The organism is Polaromonas sp. UC242_47 (assembly GCF_044452385.1).
GTDB lineage: Bacteria > Pseudomonadota > Gammaproteobacteria > Burkholderiales > Burkholderiaceae_C > Polaromonas.
In genome coordinates, this window is record NZ_JBIOAO010000001.1 from 1668744 (window position 1) to 1690979 (window position 22236).

A 22236-nucleotide genomic window follows, 5' to 3' on the forward strand; every position below is an offset into this window, starting at 1 on the left:
TCATCCCGCGCCAGATGGCGGCACAATCGAAGGCTTGGCATAAAAACACCGGCCATCGGGTTTGGCATAAAAAGTGCATTCACCCAGCACGAGCATATTTTTTAACCACCATCCAGCAACAGGAGATTCTGATGGCAAAGACCGTCGCAGACGTCATGAAAATGGTCAAGGAAAACGAAGTCAAGTTTGTTGACTTCCGTTTTACCGACACCCGGGGCAAAGAGCAGCACGTGACCGTGCCTGTGTCCCACTTTGACGAAGACAAATTCGTTTCGGGCCATGCGTTTGACGGCTCTTCGATTGCCGGCTGGAAGGGCATCGAAGCCTCCGACATGCAGCTGATGCCTGACGCCAACACGGCCAACATCGATCCCTTCTTTGAAGAAACCACGCTGCTGCTGAGCTGCGACGTGGTCGAGCCCAGCGACGGCAAGGCTTATGACCGCGATCCGCGTTCCATCGCCAAACGCGCCGAAGCCTACCTCAAGGCCACCGGCCTGGGCGACACGGCTTTCTTCGGACCAGAACCAGAATTTTTCATCTTTGACGACGTGCGCTGGAACACCGACATGTCGGGCACCTTCTTCAAGATCGAAGAATACGAAGCGCCCTGGAATTCGGGCACCAAGCTCGAAGGCGGCAACCGCGGCCACAGGCCCACCGTCAAGGGCGGTTATTTCCCCGTGCCACCGGTTGACAGCACGCAAGACATGCGCGCCGAGATGTCCCTGATCCTCGAATCGCTGGGCATCCCGGTTGAAGTGTTCCACCACGAAGTCGCTGGCCCCGGCCAGAACGAAATCGGCACCCGTTTCAGCACGCTGGTCGAGCGCGCCGACTGGACACAGCTGCTGAAATACGTGGTGCACAACGTGGCCAATGCCTACGGCAAAACTGCCACCTTCATGCCCAAACCCATCGTTGGCGACAACGGTTCCGGCATGCACGTGCACCAGTCGATCTGGAAAGACGGCAAAAACCTGTTTGCCGGCGACGGTTATGCCGGCCTGTCCGACTTCGCGCTGTACTACGTGGGCGGCATCATCAAGCACGCCCGTGCGCTCAATGCGATCACGAATCCCGGCACCAACAGCTACAAGCGCCTGGTGCCTGGTTACGAAGCGCCGGTCAAGCTGGCTTATTCGGCCAAGAACCGCTCGGCGTCGATCCGCATCCCTTATGTGGCCAACCCCAAGGGTCGCCGCATCGAGGCACGCTTCCCCGATCCACTGATGAACCCTTACCTCGGCTTCTCGGCCCTGATGATGGCCGGTCTGGACGGCGTGGAAAACAAGATTCATCCCGGCGAAGCCGCGACGAAAGATCTGTACCATCTGCCGCCCGAGGAAGATGCGAAAGTGCCAACCGTCTGCCACAGCCTGGACCAGGCCCTGGACGCACTTGACGTGGGCCGCGGCTTCCTGACCAAGGGCGGTGTGTTCACCGACAGCATGATCGACGCCTACATTGAACTGAAAATGGGTGAAGTGACGCGCTTGCGCCAGGCCACGCACCCTATCGAGTTCGAGATGTATTACTCCCTGTAATTTTTTACAGTTTGTGGTCAAAAAAGGACGGCTTTGGCCGTCCTTTTTTATGGGCCCTGTGTTTATCGCCTGCAGGGTTTTGCATTTCAAGACCTTTGCAGGATACTGGCAGACCGTCCAGGCCTTAATCGGCACATGGGGTTACGCATGAAACCTACAGTACTTCTTTCAATCTCTCTTGTTCTTGTTGCCGGTGTCTCCAGCGTTGTTGCCCAGGAGCGCATTTTCCGTTGCAGCGGCAAAACCGGCACCGAATACATCAACAACGCCAAGGATGCGCAGGCACGCGGCTGCAAGCCGATCGAAGGTGGCAATGTCACCGTGGTCCAGGGCACGCCGGTGAGCCGGCCGTCCGTGCGTGTGGCCTCGGCGGTGCAGGCCGCGCCAGCGTCCAGCAACAGCGAGCAGCGCGCCCGTGACAGCGATATGCGGGCCATTCTTGAGGCTGAACTGAAAAAGGCCGAGCTCAAACTGGCCGAGCAGCTCAAAGAGTACAACAACGGCGAGCCCGACAAACAGGGCATCGAAGGGCGCAACCACCAGCGTTACCTGGACCGGGTGGCGGAGATGAAAGAAAGCATCACGCGCCACGAAAGCGACATTGCCGGCCTGAAACGCGAAATTGCCCGCTTGCCCGGCAACACCGCGCCGCAGTAATTTTTCTGCGTCAGAATGGTGGCTTGAACAAGCCACCTATTTTCACCCCCGCCGCCGCTCAGGCCTCCCCCCGCTTTCAGTCTTTTGACCTGCTGGCCACCTTGGTGGCCGTGGTGCGTACCAACGGCGTGGTGGTGTTTGCCAACGCGGCGCTGGAGGACGCGCTGGGCATCTCGCGCCGCACCATCGAAGGCTCGCAGCTGCCTGATTGTTTCACCGAGCCCCAGATTCTGCACAACGCGCTGGAAGGCGCGGGCAGCAATGAATTTGCGGCCCTGCGTTACGACGCCTGGCTCAAACCGCTGAACCGCGAGCCCATGCCGGTGCACGTGGTGGTGGCGCAGACCGACACGCCGGGCGAGGCGATTGTCGAGCTGCTGCCGCTGGAACAGCAGGCCAAGCAGGACCGCGAGGAACGCCTGCTCGACCAGGCGCAGGCCAACAAGGAGTTGATCCGCAACCTGGCGCACGAGATCAAAAATCCGCTGGGCGGCATACGCGGTGCGGCGCAGTTGCTGCAGATGGAGATCGAGTCCAAGGAGCTGACCGAATACACCCAGGTCATCATCCACGAGGCGGATCGGCTGCAGACCCTGGTGGACCGCCTGCTGGCGCCGCACCGCCGGCCGCACCTGGTGGGCGATGTGAATATCCACGAGGTCTGCGAACGGGTGCGGTCGTTGATCCTGGCCGAGTTTCCCAAAGGTCTGCGTGTGCTGCGCGACTACGACATTTCGATTCCCGACTTTCGCGGCGACCGCGAGCAACTGATCCAGGCGGTGCTCAACATTGCCCACAATGCCGCACAGGCGCTGGCCGAGCGAATTGCGGCGGGGGACGCGCAGATCAGTTTTCGCAGCCGGATTGCGCGGCAAGTCACTTTCGGCAAGCAGCGTTATCGCCTGGCACTGGAATTGCATGTTATCGACAATGGACCGGGCGTTCCGGACTCCATCAAGGACCGTATTTTCTTTCCCCTGATTTCAGGCAGGGAAGGCGGTTCCGGGTTGGGGCTGACATTGGCGCAAACCTTTGTTCAGCAACACCACGGCTTGATCGAGTGCGACAGCGTCCCCGGCCGCACGGATTTCAAGCTGCTGATACCGCTGCCTTGAGATCCGTCCCTGTCATGGATGGATAACCGGTCGACGTACCAAAGGGATAAAAAATTATGAAACCGATCTGGATTGTTGATGATGACCAGTCCATCCGGTTTGTGCTGGAAAAGGCCTTGTTGCGTGAAGGTCTGCCGACACGCAGCTTCACCAACCCGCGCGAGCTGCTGGCGGCGCTGGACGTGGCCACCGACGAAGACGGCCCGCAGGTGCTGGTCAGCGACATTCGTATGCCAGGCGGCTCCGGCCTGGACCTGCTGGCCAAGGTCAAGGAAAAACACCCCGGCCTGCCCGTGATCATCATGACGGCGTTTTCCGACCTGGACAGCGCCGTCTCGGCCTTCCAGGGTGGCGCATTCGAATATTTGCCCAAACCGTTTGATTTGACCAAGGCCGTTGAGCTGATACGCCGCGCGGTCGAGGAAAGCCAGCGCGAGGAAGTGGCCGAAGAACGCATGGCGGCCGCGCCCGAAATGCTGGGCCAGGCGCCGGCGATGCAGGACGTGTTCCGCGCCATAGGCCGGCTCAGCCAGAGCAATGTCACGGTGATGATCACCGGCGAATCCGGCTCGGGCAAAGAGCTGGTGGCGCGTGCCCTGCACAAACATTCGCCGCGTGCCAATGGTCCGTTTGTCGCCATCAACACCGCCGCGATCCCGAAAGACCTGCTGGAGAGTGAACTGTTTGGCCATGAGCGCGGCGCTTTTACCGGCGCACAAACCATGCGCCGCGGCCGTTTCGAGCAGGCCGACGGCGGCACCTTGTTTCTGGACGAAATCGGTGACATGCCGTTTGATCTGCAGACACGGCTGCTGCGTGTGTTGTCCGACGGCAATTTCTACCGCGTCGGCGGCCACAACGCCGTCAAGACCAATGTGCGTGTGATCGCGGCCACACACCAGGACCTGGAGCAACGCGTCAAGGAAGGCGGCTTCCGCGAAGATTTGTTTCACCGCCTCAACGTGATTCGCCTGCGCCTGCCGGCCCTGCGCGAGCGGCGCGAGGACGTGTTCATGCTGACGCGTCACTTCCTGCAACAAAGCGCCAAGCAACTCGGGGTGGCCGAACCCAAACGTATCTCCGACGCCGCGTTGCAGCAGCTCAGCAACTTCAGTTTTCCCGGCAATGTGCGCCAGTTGGAGAATATCTGCCACTGGCTGACCGTGATGGCGCCGGCCCAGGTCATCGAAGCCAAGGATTTGCCGCCCGAGGTGCGTGATGCCGTGCACGAGCCGGTCCGGGCGCCGGCGGTGCCGGTGTTGCTTGAGAGCGGTGTGGCGCCACCCTTGCCCCCGCTGTCTGCAGACCTCATCCAGGCCGCTGCGGCCGACATACTCCCGGCCCACACCTTGGCTGCGTCGGCAGACCCCGCCCTGGCCTTGAACGGCGGTGGTTGGGAGTCGGGGCTGGAGGCCGAAGCCCAGGCCCTGCTGGCGAGCGGCCGCAGCGATGTCTGGGATGTGTTGACCCGGCGTTTTGAATCCAAACTGATCCAGACGGCGCTGCTCAATACCCGGGGCCGGCGTATCGAAGCCGCGCAAAAACTGGGCATCGGCCGCAATACCATCACACGCAAGATTCAGGAATTGCATCTGGAGTGATCAAGCCCCCACGCTTGTCGCTTCGCGTACTGCGCTGCCCCCGAGGGGGCGCTGCGCCTGCGGACTGGCAAAGCCAGATCCGCGGCCCCTGCTTGAAAAGAGATGCCTTCGCGGGCATCGCTTTTCATCCGTTCGCCCTGAGCCTGTCGAGGGTGCCTCATCCCGCCTGGACCGTGTCCTGCTGATTTAAAGTCCAGCCATGAGCCGTTTATCCCTGACCCGCGACAAGATCTACAAAACCGTGGCGCGCCAGCTGCATGGCCAGGTGCCGTGCTGGGTGTGTGGCGAGCATGTGTTGCCTGCCGCCGCCACGCTGGAGCACATCCGTCCGCTCAGCGAAGGCGGCAACAGCCATGCCGAGAACCTGGCGATCAGCCATGAGGTCTGCAACAGCCAGCGCCACGCCAAGGGCGCGGTGCCGGAGTCGCCGACGATTCCCGGTCAGGTGGCCCGTGGTATATGAATGAAATAGGCTTCTAGCCCTTTATGAGCGGGCGCAATCAGCTATTTTATTTATAGCAATTCAAGATCAGCCACCACCGGCACATGGTCGCTGGGGCGTTCATTTTTGCGCGGCAGTTTGTCGATCACGCAGCTTTTCACGGCCGGTTTGAGCGCGTCGCTGACCAGCACGTAGTCAATCCGCAGGCCACGGTTGCGTCGGAAAGCAAACTCGCGGTAGTCCCACCAGGAGTAACTTTTCTCCGGCTGCTCGAAGAGACGGAAGGCGTCGTGCAGGCCTAACCCAATCAGCGCCTGCAGGTGCTGGCGTTCTTCGGTCGTGTGGTGAATGGTTTCGCGCAGGCCTTCGGCATCGTAGGTGTCGCGGTCATCGGCGGTGATGTTGAAGTCGCCGACCAGCACCAGCTTGGGATGGGCAACCAGTTCGCCCTGCAGCCAGTTGCGCAGGGCGTCCAGCCATTTCATCTTGTATTCAAACTTGTCGCTGCCCGGCGCCTGACCGTTGACGAAATAACCGTTGACCAGACGCAGATCGCCTTGCGGCGTGTCCAAGGTCACGGCAATCACGCGCGACTGCTCATCGGCAAAACCCACGATGTTTTTCACAACGTCGCGTGCCGGCGTGCGGCTGAGGATGGCGACGCCGTTATAGGTTTTCTGCCCGAAGAAAGCGCTGTGGTAACCGGCGGCGGCCAGCGCCTCCAGCGGAAACTTGTCGTCGCTGAGTTTGAGTTCCTGCAGGCACAAGGCATCGACCGGGTTGGCGGCCAGCCAGTCCAGCACCTGCGGCAGGCGCACGGCCAGGGAGTTGACGTTCCAGGTGGCGATTTTCATGGGTTTAGGGCTCCTGCCCATGTGAACAGGGCGTAAGTAGCTATTAAATATGTAGCAATGCCAACAGGCCGATGGCCAGGCCCGCCGCCGCCATCGCGAACATTCCGTATTCCAGCCACCTCTTGCGCGTCAGCAGGGCGATGGCCGCCAGGGCGATAGACACCTGCAGCACGGTCGTGGCTTGTGCCCAGCGGTGATGCTGGTGCAGTTGATCGTCGGATGATTTGTCCCAAGCGCTGGCTTCGGCCTCCAGCTTTTCAGCGCCGGTTTTGATCTCGCTTTTTTCTTTGTCGTAGCGGTCCATCCTGCCTTGGTAGGCCGCTTTTTTATCGTCAGGTGCCAGGTCGCGGGCAAACTCTGCCAGCGACTGCTTGGTGCTTTTGGCCTGGTAAAAGGCCCACTGGTTGGCTGCTTCGGTCTTTTTGATGGCGGCGTTGTTTTTATACAGGCCGGCATTGGCCTGCGTGGCGCCGCCCATGTACGCAAAAATGGCGCCTACCGTGGCGATGATGGCCGTGATGACGGCAATTCGACCAATCATGCCGCCAGTCCCATGCCCGCTCTCGGCGGCATGTTCCAGCTCGTGATCATGGGGCCCGTGCACGTGAAATCCGCCTCCTGACATATCAATTCCCTTCAGGCACGTTGTGCTTGTTGTAGGTGACGAAACTGAACTTCAGGCCATTGGACGAGACCCGGTCTTCACGCGCCGTTTCAAGCCAGTCTGGCCCCAGCGTGGGGGCAAAGGCATCACCTGCAAAGTCCTGCGCAATTTCCGTGACCTCGATGCGATGGGCCAGTGGCTCCGCCTGCGCATAAATCTGGGCGCCGCCTATGACCCAGAGGTCGGGCGCGTGAGCCGCCAGTTGCAAAGCTTCTTCCAGGCTGGCGGCGCGTTGTACACCCTCGGCCGACCAGTCGTTTTGCCGCGTGATCACGATGTTGCTGCGCCCGGGCAGGGGGCGAAATTTCGGCGGCAACGAGTCCCAGGTTTTGCGCCCCATGAGCACCGGACAACCGTGTGTGAGTTGTTTGAAATGCGCCATGTCTTCCGGCAAATGCCAGGGCATGGCGTTGTCCTTGCCAATCACGCCGTTGGCGGCGCGCGCGAAGATGAGGTTGATGCTGGCCACCCTAGATCGCCACGGGCGCTTTGATCGCTGCGTGATGCTGGTAATCCACAAACTCAAAGTCATCAAACGCGTAGTCAAAAATCGACGCGGGCTTGCGTTTGATGTTCAGCGTTGGGTAGGCGAAAGGTGTGCGGCTCAGCTGCAGCGCCACCTGTTCGGCGTGGTTGCTGTAGATATGGCAATCGCCGCCGGTCCAGATGAAGTCACCCACATCGAGATCGCATTGCTGCGCGACCATGTGGGTGAGCAGGGCGTAGCTGGCGATGTTGAAAGGCACACCGAGAAAAATGTCGGCGCTGCGCTGGTAGAGCTGGCAACTGAGTTTGCCCTTGCCGCCAGCCTCGGTGGCCGGTGCCACGTAAAACTGGAAAAATGCATGGCAAGGCATCAGCGCCATCTTGGACAGGTCGGCCACGTTCCAGGCGCTGACGATGATGCGGCGCGAGTCGGGGTTGGTTTTCAAGGTCTTGATGACTTCGGCGATCTGATCGATGTGGCCGCCTTCGGGCGTGGGCCAGCTGCGCCACTGTACGCCGTAGACCGGGCCCAGGTCGCCGTCTTCACGTGCCCACTCGTCCCAGATCGTCACGCCGCGTTCTTTCAGCCAGTTGTTGTCGCTGGAGCCCTGCAGAAACCACAGCAGTTCATGCACGATGGACTTGAGGTGGACCTTTTTGGTGGTCACCAGCGGAAAACCTTCATTCAGGTCAAAACGCATCTGGTAACCAAACACGCTTTTGGTGCCGGTGCCGGTGCGGTCGGCCTTGAACACACCATGGGTGTCCACATGGCGCATGAAGTCTTCGTATTGGGAGCGGATGGGGAACGTCATGGGAAAACAGTCGAAAGATGCGGCACAGGTGCCGCCGTGGTCTTGATTATGCCTTCAGCACCCGCCCCGGGTTCATCAGGTTCAGGGGGTCCAGGGCGTGTTTGATGGCGCGCATCATGCTCATCGCGACGGGCGATTTGTGTTTGGGCAAGGTGTCGACCTTGAGGCTGCCGACACCGTGTTCGGCCGAGATCGAACCCCGGTAGCGGTCCACCACCTCGTACACCAGTGCATTCATGGGCGCTTCTTCTTCGTTGAGAAAGCGTGCCTGGTCGTCATGCTCGGGCGCCTGCACGTTGTAGTGCAGGTTGCCGTCGCCCAGGTGGCCATAAACCACCATGCGCGCGCCGGGAAAACGCGCCAGCAGCAGGGCATTGGTTTCATTCACAAACTCGGGGATGCGCGAGACATTGATCGAGATGTCATGTTTGATGTTCAGGCCTTCCTGGGCCTGCGCCAGCGGAATGCTTTCACGGATGTGCCACAACGCGTGGGCCTGGGCCATGCTTTCGGCGACCACCGCATCGACCACACATCCGGCCTCCATGGCCGCTTCCAGCAGGCGTTCGAAGCAGGCACGTGCATGTTCTTCTGACTCGTTGTCCGAGTTCTCCAGCACCACGCACCAGGCCGACTCCTGCCAGAAAGGCACACGCTGCTGCGGGAAATGCTTGGCCACCAGGCTCAGTGCGAACTGGCCCATGACCTCGAAACCCGTCAGGCCGGAGCCCAGGTGCGCGTGTGCCAGGCCGAGCAACTGCACGGCGGCTTCGAGCGTGGGCACGGCGGCAAAGGCGGTGAGCTGGGCCTTGGGCATGGGGTACAGCTTCATGGTCGCGGCTGTGATGACGCCCAGCGTGCCTTCGCTGCCGATAAACAGGTGGCGCAGGTCATAGCCGGTGTTGTCCTTGCGCAGGCCGGACAGGCCGTCCCAGATCTCACCTTGTGCATTCACGACCTCCAGGCCCAGGCACAGCTCACGGGTGTTGCCGTAACGCACGACCTGGGTGCCGCCGGCATTGGTGCCGAGGTTGCCGCCTATGGTGCAACTGCCTTCCGAGGCCAGACTCAACGGGAACAGAAAACCGGCTTGTTCACAAGCTTCCTGCAGGTTTTGCAACACGCAGCCGGCATCGACCGTGATGGTCAGGTTGCCGGCATCCAGGGTACGCACCTGGTTCATGCGGGTCAGGCTCAAAACGACCTGGGTGCCGCTGGCGTCCGGTGTGGACCCCACCACCATGCCGGTGTTGCCGCCTTGCGGCACGATGCTCACGCGTGCTGCAACACAGGCCTTGACCACGGCGGCGACTTCCGGCGTGGACGCAGGGCGCACCACGGCCAGCGCCTTGCCGGTTTCACGCTTGCGCCAGTCCTGTACCCAGGCGGTCAGGTCGCCGTCTATCAGCACGTTGGGCGCGCCCACGATGTGGCGCAGGGATTCAATCAGTTCGTTGTGCGTGTTCACGGTGTTTGGGCTTCCGGTTCAGGGGTTGACGGGTTTTTGGCATTTTTCAGGCGAATGCGCACATGCATGGCGCAGGCGGTAAACAGCAGCAGGCACAAGGCCACCTCGATCATCGCCAGGTAATTGCCGGGCGGTTTGTCGCTCCAGGCGCGCACCGCGCCTTCGGTGAAATACAGCCAGATCATCAGGCTGAGCCAGCGGTAGGTGTACATGCGGTTTTTCAGCAGGCCGGCCAGGGGGATGCACAAGGGCAAAACTTTCAGGGCCAGCAGCGAGCCGCCGGGGCGCACCGGTGCCAGCCAAAGCTCCCAGGCCAGGCCCAGAATGATCAGGCCGCCCAGGCTGCCCAGGGCGAGCCAGCGTGTGGCGTCTATCTGTGTTGTTTTGTGGATGTTGAGGCTCATGTCGATGGCATGATACCGGGGATGAATTTCCAGCAGTTATTGACTGACTTATCCCATTTTCCCTGGCGCGATACCGCCATCACCCTGCGCCAGCGGTTTCGCGAAGACCACATGGGCCTGACGGCCAGCAGCCTGACCTTTACCACCAGCATTGCGCTGGTGCCGTTTTTCACCGTGGCGCTGGCGATTTTCACGGCTTTTCCCATGTTTTCCAAGCTGCAGGGCACCTTGCAGGTGTGGCTGGTCAACAGCCTGATCCCCGACGATATTTCGCGCCAGGTGTTGGGTTACCTGACGCAATTCGCCAAACAGGCCAGCAAACTCGGTGTGGCCGGCCTGGCGGTGTTGCTGGGGACGGCGATAGCGCTGATCCTGACCATAGACCGCACGCTCAACGGCATCTGGCGTGTGAAACAGCCACGGCCGCTGGCTCAGCGCGTGCTGATTTATTGGGCCGCGATCACGCTAGGGCCGCTGGTGCTGGGCGCCAGCCTGGCGGTGACCTCTTATGTGTTGTCCGCCTCGCGCGGCATGGTGGGGTCCTTGCCCGATGGCCTGCGTTTTCTGCTGGACGTGGCGCAGTTTTTCCTGCTGGCCGGCGGCATGGCCGCCCTCTACCGTTACGTGCCCAACACCTATGTGCGCTGGTCACATGCCTGGGTGGGTGGTTTGTTTGTGGCGGCCGGCATCGAGCTGGCGAAAAAGGCGTTGAGCCTGTACCTGAGCAGCGTGCCGACTTATTCGCTGGTGTACGGCGCTTTTGCCACTTTGCCGATTTTGCTGGTCTGGATTTATGTGGCCTGGGTCATCGTGTTGATGGGCGCGGTGATCGCGGCCTACCTGCCCAGCCTGATGGCCGGGGTGAAACGCCGCGGCAGCGCCCACGGCTGGCAGTTCCAGCTGGCGGTGGAGTTGTTGCAGCAGTTGCACCAGGCGCGCAGCACCCGTCATATCGGTCTGGAAGCCTCGCAACTGGCGCAGGCGCTGCAGGTGGACGTGTTGCAGCTGGAGCCTGTGCTGGAAACCCTGATGGCGCTGGACTGGATAGGCCAGTTGACCGACCCGGACAACGCGCACGAAGCGCGTTACCTGTTGCTGGCCGACCCGGATGCCACGGCGCTGGAGCCGCTGATGGCGCAACTGCTTTTGAGCAAGGATGCGTCCATGAAAAATTTATGGGAAAATGGGCGTTTGCCCGCGCTGATGCTGCGTGATGCGTTATGAAAATGATAGCGACGTGATCGGGGCGGGTCGAGTGATCAAGGCCTGTTAGCCGGGTTTCTGCGCTTCATAACGCGCCTTGTTTTCCGCATTCGGCGGGTACAGGCCCGGCAAGGCCGCGCCGTTTTCGACCTCGCTCATGATCCAGGCTTCCAGCCGCTCCTGTTCGGGGGCCAGGAGCAGCATCTCGTCGAGCAGGGCCGCAGGAATCAGCACCGCGCCGTCATCGTCCACCACGATCACATCGTTGGGAAAAACCGCCACGCCGCCGCAGGCAATCGGCTGCTGCCAGGCGACAAAAGTCAGGCCGGCCACGGAAGGCGGCGCGGCCGCGCCGTTGCACCAGACCGGCAGGCCGGTGGCCAACACGCCGGCCTGGTCACGTACCACACCATCACTCACCAGCGCGGCCACACCACGCTTGTGCATACGCGCGCACAAGATGTCGCCAAAAATCCCCGCGTCGCTGACACCCATGGCGTCCACCACGGCGATGCAGCCGGCGGGCATGTCTTCAATCGCGGCGCGGGTTGAAATCGGCGACGACCAGGACTCGGGCGTGGCCAGGTCTTCACGTGCCGGCACAAAGCGCAAAGTGAATGCACGGCCTACCAGCCGGGGCTGGCCGGCGCGCAAGGGGCGTGCGCCGCGCAGCCAGACATTGCGCAAGCCTTTTTTGAGCAACAGGGTGGTCAAAGTGGCGGTGGTGACGCGGGAGAGGATCTCGATAGCCCGGGGATCGAGCGGGAGGGTGGGCGTGTTTGTCATCAGATCTTGACCTTGCCCAGCCAGATGTCCTTGTACATGGCCCAGTCGCCCATGAAGCTGTAGAGCGGGCGTTTGAAGGACGCGGGCCGGTTTTTCTCAAACACAAAATGGCCGACCCAGGCAAAACCGTAACCACAGAACAAACCCGCCAGCAACCACAGCGGCTGGCGCGTGAGAACCATTGCCAGCAGGCATAACAGCGACAGGCTGGCGCCCACAAAATGCAGGCGGCGGCAGGTTCGGTTGCTGTGTTCGCTCAGATAAAAGGGGTAAAACTCGGCGAACCTTTTGAAGGTTTTGGCGTCTACCGCTGCTGGCGGTGCGCTTGAAGTCGTGGTGGCCATGGTTTGTCTCCGGGTGAATCACCCATGATAGCCACGCCGATACACAATTGCACTTATGTCTGACCCTTGCCCGATACCTTCCGCCAGTGACGCAGCCCAACGCTGGGTGGCCTGCCTGTGTGCCGACTGGTGCGGCACCTGCCGCGACTACCGGACTGTGTTCAACCAGGTGGCCATGGAGTACCCGGGCATGGTTTTTCTCTGGCTGGACATTGAAGACCAGGCGGCGCTGGTGGGCGAGCTCGACATCGAAACGTTTCCGACCTTGCTGATTGCCGATGGTGCTGAACTTAGGTTCGCCGGCCCCTTGCTGCCGCACGCCGGCACCTTGTCGCGCATGGTCGGGGCCTTGGCGCCCGGTGTGGCCGCCGCAGCATCGGCCGACCCGGCCCTGACGGCCTTGGCGCGCACGCTGTACCAAAAGGAAATCAGCGTGAATGGACGCTGAACGGCGCTTTCAAAAATCCCCTGAAGCGAGCCCGCCCACCTCGCGTGGGCGGTTCAGTGAGGCGGTAATCGGGAAAACGCTGCAAAAAGCGGCCAATCGCAATCCGGCCTTCCAGCCGCGCCAGGCTCAGGCCGGCGCATTGGTGGATGCCAAAACCAAAAGCCAGGTGACGGTTGTTCTCGCGCGCCAGGTCCAGTTGTTCCGGGTGTTCAAACTGCGCCGGGTCGCGGTTGGCCGCGCCTATACACAGGGTCAGCAAGGTGCCGGCCGGCAGGTCCACGCCGCCGACCTGGCAGGCCTTGAGGGCGCGCCGGTTGCTCAGCTGGTTGGAGGACTCAAAACGCAGGAATTCATCGATTTCAACCGTCAAATCGGCCTCCAGCCCTTGATGGCCGGGCGCAGCCAGCTTCACTTTCGATAGCAATTGCTGTTTCGCTGCCGGCCACTCCTGCAGCGTCACCAGCGCATTGCCGATCAGGTTGGTGGTGGTTTCGTGGCCGGCGTTGAGGATAAACACGCAGTTTTGCAGCAGCTCGGTTTCGCTGAGTTGTTCTCCGGCTTCCTCACCTTGAATCAGGCGGGTCAACACATCGTGTTCCGGGTCGCCAGGGTGTTGGCGGCGTTCGGCCACCAGCGTCTTCAGGTAAGCCGTGAACTCGCTGACGCTGCGGTTGCCGCGCGCTTCCTGCTCGGGGGTGAGTTTGGGCTCCAGCGCGCCGAGGATGGCGAGTGACCAGTCGCGCAAGGGGCCGCGCTCGGCGTGCGGCACACCCAGCAGGTTGCCTATGATTTCCACCGGAATCGCCGAGGCAAAGTCTTCGATCAAGTCGCCGCCGCCCTGGGCTTCGATGCGGTCCAGCAGGCTGTCTACCAGCGTGACCAGGCCGGGCTCCAGGTCGGCAATCGCACGCCGTGTCAGCGCCCCCATGATGAGTTTGCGCACGCGGGTGTGCAGCGGCGGGTCGTTGAACACCAGGCTGGTGGTGTGGTGTTCCAGCAGCGGTGCGCCGACGCCGTACTTGGGCGTGAACTCCACTTTTTTGTCGGAGCTGAAGGTCTGGGCGTCGCGGTACACCGCCACGATGTCGGCGTAACGGGTCAGAAACCTGGAGCCGTCGGGCATGCGCCGCACCGGCTCGGTGTCGCGCAGGCGTGCGTAGACCGGGTAGGGGTTGGCGTAAAAGTCGGGGGGCAACTCGCGCAGATCGAAACTGGCGGCGATGTCACGCACGCGTTGTGGCGACAGGGAAGGCGTGATCTCGGCATTCATCATGGCAGCAAGGTCCATCGGGTGGGCGCGAAAACCTCGCGCCCGATCCTTATACCCGATAGGCTGCCACCCGGCGCCTGCCTGAACAGGCGCCGGGACAGGGCTTAGCGCTTGGCGGGGGCCTGTTTGTAGACGCGTTCCCCGGCCAGCCAGGTCTCCAGAACCTGGGTGTTCCAGAGCTTGGACGGATCAATCTTGAACGGATTCTGATCCACCAGGATGAAGTCGGCCCACTTGCCGGGCTCCAGCGAACCGATGACTTTTTCCTGGTGCTGGGCGTAGGCCGCGTCCAGCGTGAAGGCGCGGAAGGCCTGCGTCAGCGTCATGGCTTCTTCGGGGTGCCAGCCGGCGATGGGTTTGCCGTCATGGTCGGTCCGGTTCACCGCGGAATGCAGGCCAAAAAACGGATTCGCCGACTCGACGGGGAAGTCCGAACCGCCGGCCACCACGGTGCCTTGCTTGAGCATGGTCTGCCAGGCGTAAGCACCCTTGATGCGCTCCTTGCCGATGCGGTCTTCGGCCATGTTCATGTCGCTGGTGGCATGGGTGGGCTGCATCGAGGCGATCAGGCTCAAGGTCTTGAAGCGCGGGATGTCGGCCAGCGAGATCACTTGCGCGTGTTCGACGCGGTTGCGCTGCTCGGCGCCGCCGACTTCCTTGTAGGCCGCCTCATAGGCGTTGAGGATCTGACGATTCGCCGCGTCGCCGATGGCGTGGATGTTGACCTGGTAGCCGGCCTTGAGCGCGGTTTTGGTCTTGGCCTGTATCGTGGCGTCGTCCATGAACAGCAGACCCTTGTTGCTGTGGTCGTCCGAGTAGGGCTCCAGCAGGGCCGCGCCACGGCTGCCCAGGGCACCGTCAGCGTAAAGCTTGACGGCGCGCAGGTTGAAGCGGTCATCCGCATAACCCTTGATCGGGCCTTGAGCGGCCAGTGCCTTGTAGTCGTCGCCGACGTCGCCGATCATGGCGTAGATACGTGTTGTGAGTTTTTTCTGGTCGGCGAATTCGCGGTAGATGCGGACTTCGTTGACACCGGCGCCGGCATCCCCCACGGAGGTCAGACCCAGCGAGTTGAAGTGGCGCTGCGCGGAGTCCAGCGACAGGCGGCGTTCTTCGTCGGTGTACGGGGGCATGACCTTGGCCAGCAAGGCCTGCGCCTTGTCGACCAGCACGCCGCTCGGGTTGCCTTGGGCATCACGTTCGATGCGGCCGCCATCCGGGTCCGGCGTGTCACGTGTGATGCCGGCCAGTTGCAAGGCCTTGCTGTTGGCCCAGGTAGCGTGGCCATCCACGCGGCGCAGCGTGGCGGGGCGGTCGGCAATGGCGGTGTCGAGCTCGGCGGCCGTGGGGAAACGGCCCAGCTTCCAGATCACCTGGTTCCAGCCCGAACCTACCAGCCACTGGCGTGCCGGGTTGGCCTGGGCGTAGGTCTTGATGCGCTCCAGCGCTTCCGGCAAGGTCTGGGTGCCTGTCACCACCACTTCGCTGCGGCGAAAACCGATGCGGAAGACGTGGCCATGGACGTCGATCAGGCCAGGCAGCAGGGTCTTGCCCTGGCCGTTCACGCGGCGTGCGTTGGGGTATTGCTTGGCCAGCGCGGCGGCATCACCAACACGCAACACCTTGCCCTGGTCGAACACCAGGCCGGTGAAGGTGGTGAGTTTGTCCTGGCTGAAGGTGTAGCCCTGGACGTGGTCCACCAGCGTGGGCGCCGCCTGGGCCGCGCCGGCCGCCAGTGCCATGGTCGCGGCCAGTGCCGCGAGGGGTTGCAGCAAATGTTTTTTCATGAGTTCTCCTGTTGGGATAGTTTTAGGGGGACGGGAAAAAGGAAGGCGATCAAGGGTCCACCGAGGCGGCGGCCGCCGCCAGGTGTGCCGGTGTGCGCGCTTGGGTGGGGGCGGGGCGCAGTCCCGGGAAGGGCATGTCCGCGTAGGCGACGATGCGGGTCTTGCGGACCAGCCGGTAGCCCAGCCACATGCCCAGGAAGACGAAGATGCCGATGTAGGTCGCCAGCACCCCGACCCAGTCAATCTTGCCGCCTATGAAGGCGGCATAGTTTTGCCCCAGCGTCACGATCAGGCACAGCCCGAACGCGAAAAAAGGACCGTAGGGGAAAAAGGGCGAGCGGTAAGGCAGCAGGCCCAGGTCCAGGCCCTGAGCCAGCAGGCCCTTGCGGAAGCGGTAGTGGCTGACGGCAATGCCCAGCCAGGCCACAAATCCCGTCATGCCCGAGAGGTTGAGCAGCCAGAGGTAGATGTTCTGGCTTTCGCCCAGCGAGGTCAGAAAACACAGCGCACCGACGGCCGTGGTGGCCAGCAGCGCGTTGAGCGGCACGCCGGCACGGGTCAGTTGCGCAAAACATTTCGGGGCGCGGCGGTCGACCGCGAGGTTGAACAACATGCGGGTCGAGGCGTACATGCCCGAGTTGCCGGCCGACAACACGGCCGTCAGGATCACGGCATTCATCACACTCGCGGCAAAGGCCAGGCCGGCATGCTGGAACACCAGCGTGAAGGGGCTCACGCTGACGGAGCCGAGGTCGGTCTTGATGAGGTTGGGGTCGGTGTAGGGGATCAGCAGGCCGATGACCAGGATGGCCAGCACATAAAACAGCAGGATGCGCCAGAACACCTGCCGCACCGCGCGCGGAATGTTTTTGGCCGGGTCGGCCGACTCGCCGGCCGCCACACCTATCAGTTCAGTGCCCTGGAAGGAAAAACCGGCAATCATGGCCACACCCATCATGGCCGGCAGGCCGCCGACAAAGGGCGCGTCACCGACCGTGAAGTTGGCCAGCCCGCCCGGCGGATGGTCACCCTGCAGGATGCCGAAAATCATCAGGATGCCAATCACGATGAAGGCCACCACGGTGACGACCTTGATCAGCGCCAGCCAGAACTCCGCCTCACCGAAACCCCGCACGGAAATCGCGTTGATCAGGAACATCAGCCCAAGAAACAGCGCACTCCACAACACGCCCGAACTGCCCGGAAACCAGTACTGCATGACCAGTTGCGCCGCGACCAGTTCCACGGCGATGGTGACGGCCCAGTTGTACCAGTAGTTCCAGCCCAGCGCAAAGCCAAAACCCTCGTCCACATACAAGGCGCCATAGGTCGCAAACGATCCCGAGACCGGCATGTAAGCGGCCAGCTCGCCCAGACTGGTCATGAGGAAATACACCATCGCGCCTATCAGCAGGTAGGCGGCCAGTGCGCCGCCGGGGCCGGCTTGCGACACGGTGGCGCCCGAGGCGACGAACAGCCCGGTGCCGATCGAGCCGCCGATCGCGATCATGGTGAGGTGGCGGGAGGTCAGTACCCGATGCAGGGAGGGGGGCGACGGTTCGGTCAGCGGAGTCTCGGAGGGCATGAAGCTTTTTTTGTGATGAATAGGCGGGGCGCAGCCTCCTCCCTGGAGGCCAAACCTCGCAATCATACGCGTGCTTATTAACTTATAACCGGCTACGCCAGAAAGTCGCGGATCGCGGCCAGCGTCTCTTCCGGCGCCTCGCTCATCTGGTTGTGGCCCACGGGCAGGCTGACCACTTGCACGGTTTTGCCGCTGCTTTGGGCCTGCTTGATCAGCAGTTGCGCGGCTTTGGGCTGGGTCATCTGGTCTTGTGCACCCAGCAGGAACAGGACCGGGCAACTGATCTGGGCGATGGCGTTTTCGCCATTGGCATAACTTTCGCAGGCCTTGAAGCCGCGGTGAAACACATTGACCTGGGGGTTGCTGGCCAACACGCGGCGACCCAGCGCCAGGCCGGCGCCATAAACCCAGGTGCCCGGACCGAGTGCCGAGGGCGGCGGGGCCAGGGTGCTGCGCGAGAACACATTGATCATGGTCAAGGCCTTCATGGGCTCATTCAGCGAGGTCTCGAGCAAGGCGGACGAGACCTTCATCGGGAAGGCGGTACCGACCAGCACCAGGTGGCTGATTCGCTCCTTGAGCCTGGCCGCGGCTTCCAGCGCAATCAATGATCCCCAGCTATGGCCGACCAGCGCCGCCTTGGCCACGCCCGCCGCATCTAGCAACGCGGCGATGAAGTCGGCCGCTTCCTCCACACTGGCGGGCGCCTCGCCTTGACTTTTGCAGTGGCCCGGCAAGTCCACGGCCAGCACGTTCCAGCCGTGGCTGGCCAGGGACCGGGTTTGCAGAATCCACACGCTGTGGTCGTTGAGCACGCCGTGGATAAAAACAACCGTGGGTTTGGCCGCGTCAAAAGGTTTGCCGCCGGTGTAGCAGTAGGTGTTGTGGCCGTTGACTTGCAAATACATCGTGTTTCCTCTGTGTGTCATCCCGGACTGCGCCGGAACCCATGGATGGCGGGCAGCCCGCCATGACTCTGTGTTCAGGCCTTTTCCGCCGCCTTCAGCGCCCGTTTCAGATCGTCGATCAGGTCGTCCGGGTCTTCCAGTCCTATGGACAGACGTATCGTGCCTTGTGTGATGCCGCCCGCCGCCAGCGCTTCGTCGCTCATGCGGAAATGCGTGGTGCTGGCCGGATGGATGACCAGGCTGCGGCAGTCGCCCACATTGGCCAGGTGGCTGAAGACCTTCAGCGTTTCGATGAACTTTTTGCCCTGTTCGCGGTTGCCCTTGATGTCAAAGCTGAACACCGAACCGGCGCCGCGCGGCAGCAGTTTTTGCGCCAGCGCATGGCTGGCATGGCTTTCAAGCATGGGGTGACCGACACGTGAGACAAACGGCTGGGCCGCCAGGAATTCAACCACTTTGGCGGTGTTGGACATGTGCCGCGCCATGCGCAGCGGCAGGGTTTCGATGCCTTGCAATATCAGCCAGGCGGTGTGTGGGCTCATGCAGGCGCCAAAGTCGCGCAGGCCTTCGCGGCGGGCGCGCAGCAAAAATGCGCCTACCGTGCTTTCTTCGCTGAACACCATGTTGTGAAAGCCGTCATAAGCCTCGGTCAGTTCGGCGAATTTGCCGGACTTTTCCCAGTCGAAGCTGCCGCCATCGACCACGATGCCGCCTATCACCGTGCCGTGACCGCTCAAGAACTTGGTGGCCGAGTGGTAAACCAGGTCGGCGCCATGCTCGAACGGTTTGACCAGCCAGGGCGAGGTCAGGGTCGAGTCCACCAGCAGCGGCACGCCGGCCTCATGCGCGATGTTGGCAACCGTGGGCATGTCCAGTACGTCCAGGCCGGGGTTGCCGACGGTTTCGCCGAAAAACAGCTTGGTGTTGGGCCGCACCGCCGCGCGCCAGCCGTCCATGTCGCCGGGTTTGACGAAAGTGGTGTCTATGCCGAAGCGGCGCAGGGTGTAGTGCAGCAGGTTCTGGCTGCCGCCGTACAGCGCGGTGGAGGCCACGATGTGGGAACCGGCCCCCATCAAGGTGGCGATGGCCAGGTGCAGCGCGGCCTGGCCGCTGGCCGTGGCGATCGCGCCTATGCCGCCTTCCAGCGCCGACACGCGTTGCTCCAGCACCGCGTTGGTCGGGTTGCTGATGCGCGAATACACGTGGCCGGCCCGTTCCAGGTTGAACAGCGCGGCGGCATGGTCGCTGGACTCGAAGACGAAAGAGGTGGTCAGGTGAATCGGCACGGCGCGAGCGCCTGTGGCCGGGTCGGGCGCGGCGCCGGCGTGCAGCGCCAGCGTGTCAAAGCCGGGGTCAGAGTAGCCAGACATGGAGTCTCCAGTAAGGACGGAACAAATGGCAGGGCCCGCCGCAGCGGCCCTGAAACAAATCGCAATGGCTTGCCAGCCGATTGTGGGCTATATTTGAACTGAATTTTTCGCCTGACGGCACTGCTGAAAATGGGCAGTTGGCCGAGGCCATACACAAAGGAGCACCTCATGAAAGTCCTTGATATCCTGCGTGTTAAGGGCAATACGCTTTACACCGCGCACCCAGACGAAGCGCTGGCCAACGCCGTGAAAGTCATGGCCGACAAAGACATCGGCTCACTGGTGGTGATGGAGCACGGCGACCTGGTCGGCATGCTGACCTTTCGCGAAGTGATTCTGGCCCTGGTCAAAAACGACGGTGCGGTGGGCACCATGGTGGTACGCAGCGCGATGGACGATGCGCCGCTGACTTGTACGCCCGACACCGAAATCGACGAAGTGCGGCGCATGATGTTGGGCCGTCATGCCCGCTACATGCCGGTGCTGAACAAAAAAGTGCTGGAAGGCGTGATTTCGTTTTACGACGTGGCCAAGGCCGTGGTCGATGGGCAGAACTTTGAGAACAAGATGCTCAAGGCTTATATCCGGGACTGGCCTTCTGAGGAAGAAGAGACGCCTGAGACCAAGCTCTGAGGCTGAGTTGGGCTGTGGATTCCCTCCTGGCAGGTCTGATTGACCTGCTTTTTTGTGGGCTCGGACGCGTCGTATGGCGAGTGCTTCGCAGCGCCGGTTTGGTGCAGCAGGAGTTCAGCGATGGCGGCTATGCAACGCTCGGTTTCTTGTTCTTCGTCTTGACGGCAATTGGCCTGTTCATGCTGTGGGACGTGATCTCTTTTGACTGAGCAGGCTAAAACCATCGCAGTTCGAAGTATCTGGGACCGGCCATAGTGCTTCGAGCAAGCCGGGAGTTGCCCGGCGGCAACTCACTTTCTTTTGCTTCGCCAAAAGAAAGTAAGCAAAGAAAAGGCGACCCCGCTGTCTGCGTCCCCTTCGCTGCGCTTCGGGGCAACCTGCGGTGCTCTGCAAAAACGGGGTCTCGCTCGAACTCGCCTTCGGCTCAGACAATCGCGAGCCCTGATCCGCTTTTCCCTGTGCTCCTCGGCGCAGGCAGAAGGGGGGAGACGCGGGGGCGGGAATCCGGTCAGGGAGACAAAGAGCCCGTCGTTCATGCACGCGAGCGCAGCACACGTAGCCAAATGAAGTCCCCCTCCATCGCCCAGCGGGGCGAGGGAGGGGTGGGAGTGGGAGTGGGGAGTCAGGCCTACTGTCCCAGGCAAGCCACATAAGCAGCGTGATGCCGAACCCGAGCCGGAATCGAGTAAATGGGGTTGTTGGTGATTGGCCGGCGGTGCATCGTCTGGGATAATCCCCAGAATGAGCGGCAACACCTTCGGAACCTTATTCGCAGTCACCAACTTCGGTGAATCCCACGGCCCGGCCATTGGCTGTGTGATTGACGGCTGTCCGCCCGGCATGGCGCTGAGCGAGGCGGACATCCAGGGCGACCTGGACCGGCGCCGGCCTGGCACCAGCCGGCATGTGACGCAGCGCAACGAGCCGGACGCGGTGGAAATCCTGTCCGGCGTGTACGAAGGCAAAACCACGGGCATGCCAATCTGTCTGCTGATCAAAAACACCGACCAGCGCAGCAAGGACTACGGCGACATCCTCAACACCTTCCGGCCCGGCCATGCCGACTACAGCTACCTGCAGAAATACGGCATTCGCGACCCGCGCGGTGGCGGTCGGGCCTCGGCCCGGCTGACGGCGCCCATGGTGGCGGCCGGTGCGGTGGCCAAGAAGTGGCTGTTTGAAAAATACGGCACGACCTTTCGCGGCTGCATGACACAAATCGGCGAGATGCCGCTGGACTTCGAGTCCTGGGCCCATGTGCCAAACAACCCGTTTTTTGCGCCCGTGGCCGATGTGTCCAGGCTCGAAACCTATATGGACGCCTTGCGCAAGGCCGGCGATTCCTGCGGCGCGCGTATCCGCGTGACTGCCAGCGGCATGCCCGTGGGCCTGGGCGAGCCGCTGTTTGACAAGCTGGACGCCGACATTGCTTTTGCGATGATGGGCATCAACGCCGTCAAGGGTGTGGAAATCGGCGCCGGGTTTGCCAGCGTCACACAGCGCGGCACCACGCATGGCGATTCGTTGTCGCCCGAAGGTTTCAAGTCGAACAACGCCGGTGGCGTGTTGGGCGGCATCAGCACCGGCCAGGACCTGGAAGTGTCGATTGCCATCAAGCCAACCAGCTCCATCATCACGCCGCGTGAGTCCATCGACATGGCTGGCGCGACGACCAGCGTGGTGACCAAAGGCCGGCACGACCCCTGCGTCGGCATACGCGCGACACCGATTGCCGAAGCCATGCTGGCGCTGGTGGTGATGGAACACGCCTTGCGCCAGCGCGCGCAATGTGGCGACGTCATCTCGCCGATGCGGGCCATCAACGCTTCCGCCTAAGGGGCCGCGGCAC

Annotated in this window: 23 protein-coding genes; 10 read left to right on the forward strand and 13 right to left on the reverse strand. The window is 62.1% G+C overall.

Translation table 11 applies throughout. The features are described 5' to 3' along the window. The first annotated feature begins 131 nt into the window (after positions 1–131). The 5 genes from glnA (at position 132) to ACHMXK_RS08265 (ending at position 5383) form a co-directional block, all read left to right on the forward strand. Positions 132–1547, forward strand: a complete 1416-nt coding sequence (gene glnA, locus ACHMXK_RS08245) for a type I glutamate--ammonia ligase (protein WP_397439321.1) — start codon at positions 132–134, stop codon at positions 1545–1547. 147 nt (positions 1548–1694) lie between these two features. Continuing rightward, positions 1695–2204 (forward strand): hypothetical protein, encoded by a 510-nt coding sequence (locus ACHMXK_RS08250; protein WP_397439323.1) that lies wholly within the window; start codon positions 1695–1697, stop codon positions 2202–2204. Between the two features lie 23 nt (positions 2205–2227). Further along, a complete protein-coding gene (glnL, locus tag ACHMXK_RS08255) occupies positions 2228–3319 on the forward strand; it encodes a nitrogen regulation protein NR(II) (protein ID WP_397439325.1) in 1092 nt (363 codons plus the stop codon). A gap of 56 nt (positions 3320–3375) precedes the next feature. After that, positions 3376–4920, forward strand: a complete 1545-nt coding sequence (ntrC, locus tag ACHMXK_RS08260; RefSeq protein ID WP_397439327.1) for a nitrogen regulation protein NR(I) — start codon at positions 3376–3378, stop codon at positions 4918–4920. Between the two features lie 199 nt (positions 4921–5119). After that, positions 5120–5383 carry an HNH endonuclease gene (locus ACHMXK_RS08265; protein WP_397439329.1) on the forward strand — a complete coding sequence of 88 codons (264 nt, stop codon included), beginning with the start codon at positions 5120–5122 and terminating at the stop codon, positions 5381–5383. 50 nt (positions 5384–5433) lie between these two features. Here the strand turns inward: ACHMXK_RS08265 and xth are convergent, their stop codons facing one another. From xth to ACHMXK_RS08295, 6 genes are read right to left on the reverse strand one after another with little or no spacing between them, the layout of a single operon-like run. Further along, entirely contained in the window at positions 5434–6216 is a 783-nt protein-coding gene (xth, locus tag ACHMXK_RS08270; protein WP_397439331.1) for an exodeoxyribonuclease III, read from the reverse strand. Positions 6217–6259: 43 nt separating this feature from the next. Then, positions 6260–6841, reverse strand: a complete 582-nt coding sequence (locus tag ACHMXK_RS08275; protein WP_397439333.1) for a DUF4337 domain-containing protein — start codon at positions 6839–6841, stop codon at positions 6260–6262. A gap of 1 nt (position 6842) precedes the next feature. Beyond that, the gene (locus ACHMXK_RS08280) at positions 6843–7349 is read right to left on the reverse strand and encodes a dihydrofolate reductase (RefSeq protein ID WP_397439335.1); all 507 of its coding nucleotides are present in this window, start codon (positions 7347–7349) and stop codon (positions 6843–6845) included. 1 nt (position 7350) lies between these two features. Further along, positions 7351–8181, reverse strand: a complete 831-nt coding sequence (locus ACHMXK_RS08285; RefSeq protein WP_397439337.1) for a thymidylate synthase — start codon at positions 8179–8181, stop codon at positions 7351–7353. A gap of 46 nt (positions 8182–8227) precedes the next feature. Continuing rightward, positions 8228–9649, reverse strand: a complete 1422-nt coding sequence (locus tag ACHMXK_RS08290; RefSeq protein WP_397439339.1) for an FAD-binding oxidoreductase — start codon at positions 9647–9649, stop codon at positions 8228–8230. Beyond that, on the reverse strand, positions 9646–10053 hold the full coding sequence (locus ACHMXK_RS08295; protein ID WP_397439341.1) for a DUF2069 domain-containing protein: 408 nt from the start codon (positions 10051–10053) through the stop codon (positions 9646–9648). The genes ACHMXK_RS08290 and ACHMXK_RS08295 overlap by 4 nt, the downstream gene beginning before the upstream one ends. A 21-nt stretch (positions 10054–10074) precedes the next feature. Here ACHMXK_RS08295 and ACHMXK_RS08300 point away from each other — a divergent pair, with 21 nt between their 5' ends. Next, positions 10075–11277, forward strand: a complete 1203-nt coding sequence (locus tag ACHMXK_RS08300) for a YihY family inner membrane protein (RefSeq protein WP_397439343.1) — start codon at positions 10075–10077, stop codon at positions 11275–11277. A 45-nt stretch (positions 11278–11322) separates the two neighbouring features. On the opposite strand, the gene ACHMXK_RS08305 is transcribed toward ACHMXK_RS08300, so the two are convergent. Together ACHMXK_RS08305 and ACHMXK_RS08310 are read right to left on the reverse strand one after the other, a co-directional pair. Next, positions 11323–12042 carry a ribonuclease activity regulator RraA gene (locus tag ACHMXK_RS08305; protein WP_397439345.1) on the reverse strand — a complete coding sequence of 240 codons (720 nt, stop codon included), beginning with the start codon at positions 12040–12042 and terminating at the stop codon, positions 11323–11325. Then, positions 12042–12386: an Mpo1-like protein gene (locus tag ACHMXK_RS08310; protein ID WP_397439347.1), complete on the reverse strand. Its 345-nt coding sequence runs from the start codon at positions 12384–12386 to the stop codon at positions 12042–12044. Before ACHMXK_RS08310 ends, ACHMXK_RS08305 begins: the two co-directional genes overlap by 1 nt. Before the next feature lie 55 nt (positions 12387–12441). On the opposite strand from ACHMXK_RS08310, the gene ACHMXK_RS08315 reads away from it, so the two are divergent. Continuing rightward, complete coding sequence (locus ACHMXK_RS08315; protein ID WP_397439349.1) at positions 12442–12834, forward strand: thioredoxin family protein; 393 nt, start codon at positions 12442–12444, stop codon at positions 12832–12834. Here ACHMXK_RS08315 and ACHMXK_RS08320 read toward each other — a convergent pair. The 5 genes from ACHMXK_RS08320 to ACHMXK_RS08340 all read right to left on the reverse strand — a co-directional run bounded on the left by ACHMXK_RS08320 (position 12815) and on the right by ACHMXK_RS08340 (position 19754). Continuing rightward, entirely contained in the window at positions 12815–14104 is a 1290-nt protein-coding gene (locus tag ACHMXK_RS08320; RefSeq protein ID WP_397442479.1) for a cytochrome P450, read from the reverse strand. The two genes, ACHMXK_RS08315 and ACHMXK_RS08320, sit on opposite strands and share 20 nt — an antisense overlap. Positions 14105–14208: 104 nt before the next feature. Then, the gene (locus ACHMXK_RS08325) at positions 14209–15891 is read right to left on the reverse strand and encodes an amidohydrolase (RefSeq protein ID WP_397439351.1); all 1683 of its coding nucleotides are present in this window, start codon (positions 15889–15891) and stop codon (positions 14209–14211) included. 49 nt (positions 15892–15940) lie between these two features. Further along, positions 15941–17476: an amino acid permease gene (locus ACHMXK_RS08330; RefSeq protein WP_397439353.1), complete on the reverse strand. Its 1536-nt coding sequence runs from the start codon at positions 17474–17476 to the stop codon at positions 15941–15943. A 92-nt stretch (positions 17477–17568) separates the two neighbouring features. Next, positions 17569–18384, reverse strand: a complete 816-nt coding sequence (locus tag ACHMXK_RS08335; protein ID WP_397439355.1) for an alpha/beta fold hydrolase — start codon at positions 18382–18384, stop codon at positions 17569–17571. A gap of 74 nt (positions 18385–18458) precedes the next feature. Continuing rightward, a complete protein-coding gene (locus ACHMXK_RS08340) occupies positions 18459–19754 on the reverse strand; it encodes an O-acetylhomoserine aminocarboxypropyltransferase (RefSeq protein WP_397439357.1) in 1296 nt (431 codons plus the stop codon). A gap of 168 nt (positions 19755–19922) precedes the next feature. Here ACHMXK_RS08340 and ACHMXK_RS08345 point away from each other — a divergent pair, with 168 nt between their 5' ends. The 3 genes from ACHMXK_RS08345 to aroC all read left to right on the forward strand — a co-directional run bounded on the left by ACHMXK_RS08345 (position 19923) and on the right by aroC (position 22223). Then, on the forward strand, positions 19923–20387 hold the full coding sequence (locus tag ACHMXK_RS08345; protein WP_397439359.1) for a CBS domain-containing protein: 465 nt from the start codon (positions 19923–19925) through the stop codon (positions 20385–20387). A gap of 14 nt (positions 20388–20401) precedes the next feature. Next, the gene (locus ACHMXK_RS08350) at positions 20402–20596 is read left to right on the forward strand and encodes a hypothetical protein (protein ID WP_397439361.1); all 195 of its coding nucleotides are present in this window, start codon (positions 20402–20404) and stop codon (positions 20594–20596) included. A gap of 532 nt (positions 20597–21128) precedes the next feature. Beyond that, on the forward strand, positions 21129–22223 hold the full coding sequence (gene aroC / locus ACHMXK_RS08355) for a chorismate synthase (RefSeq protein ID WP_397439363.1): 1095 nt from the start codon (positions 21129–21131) through the stop codon (positions 22221–22223). Positions 22224–22236: the final 13 nt, after the last annotated feature.

Coding starts and splice junctions, on each gene's coding strand:
- glnA (WP_397439321.1), top strand. CDS start 132: ATGGCAAAGACCGTCGCAGACGTCATGAAAATGGTCAAGGAAAACGAA.
- ACHMXK_RS08250 (WP_397439323.1), top strand. CDS start 1,695: ATGAAACCTACAGTACTTCTTTCAATCTCTCTTGTTCTTGTTGCCGGT.
- ntrC (WP_397439327.1), top strand. CDS start 3,376: ATGAAACCGATCTGGATTGTTGATGATGACCAGTCCATCCGGTTTGTG.
- ACHMXK_RS08265 (WP_397439329.1), top strand. CDS start 5,120: ATGAGCCGTTTATCCCTGACCCGCGACAAGATCTACAAAACCGTGGCG.
- xth (WP_397439331.1), bottom strand. CDS start 6,216: ATGAAAATCGCCACCTGGAACGTCAACTCCCTGGCCGTGCGCCTGCCG.
- ACHMXK_RS08275 (WP_397439333.1), bottom strand. CDS start 6,841: ATGTCAGGAGGCGGATTTCACGTGCACGGGCCCCATGATCACGAGCTG.
- ACHMXK_RS08285 (WP_397439337.1), bottom strand. CDS start 8,181: ATGACGTTCCCCATCCGCTCCCAATACGAAGACTTCATGCGCCATGTG.
- ACHMXK_RS08295 (WP_397439341.1), bottom strand. CDS start 10,053: ATGAGCCTCAACATCCACAAAACAACACAGATAGACGCCACACGCTGG.
- ACHMXK_RS08300 (WP_397439343.1), top strand. CDS start 10,075: ATGAATTTCCAGCAGTTATTGACTGACTTATCCCATTTTCCCTGGCGC.
- ACHMXK_RS08305 (WP_397439345.1), bottom strand. CDS start 12,042: ATGACAAACACGCCCACCCTCCCGCTCGATCCCCGGGCTATCGAGATC.
- ACHMXK_RS08310 (WP_397439347.1), bottom strand. CDS start 12,386: ATGGCCACCACGACTTCAAGCGCACCGCCAGCAGCGGTAGACGCCAAA.
- ACHMXK_RS08315 (WP_397439349.1), top strand. CDS start 12,442: ATGTCTGACCCTTGCCCGATACCTTCCGCCAGTGACGCAGCCCAACGC.
- ACHMXK_RS08320 (WP_397442479.1), bottom strand. CDS start 14,104: ATGAATGCCGAGATCACGCCTTCCCTGTCGCCACAACGCGTGCGTGAC.
- ACHMXK_RS08325 (WP_397439351.1), bottom strand. CDS start 15,891: ATGAAAAAACATTTGCTGCAACCCCTCGCGGCACTGGCCGCGACCATG.
- ACHMXK_RS08330 (WP_397439353.1), bottom strand. CDS start 17,476: ATGCCCTCCGAGACTCCGCTGACCGAACCGTCGCCCCCCTCCCTGCAT.
- ACHMXK_RS08335 (WP_397439355.1), bottom strand. CDS start 18,384: ATGTATTTGCAAGTCAACGGCCACAACACCTACTGCTACACCGGCGGC.
- ACHMXK_RS08340 (WP_397439357.1), bottom strand. CDS start 19,754: ATGTCTGGCTACTCTGACCCCGGCTTTGACACGCTGGCGCTGCACGCC.
- ACHMXK_RS08345 (WP_397439359.1), top strand. CDS start 19,923: ATGAAAGTCCTTGATATCCTGCGTGTTAAGGGCAATACGCTTTACACC.
- aroC (WP_397439363.1), top strand. CDS start 21,129: ATGAGCGGCAACACCTTCGGAACCTTATTCGCAGTCACCAACTTCGGT.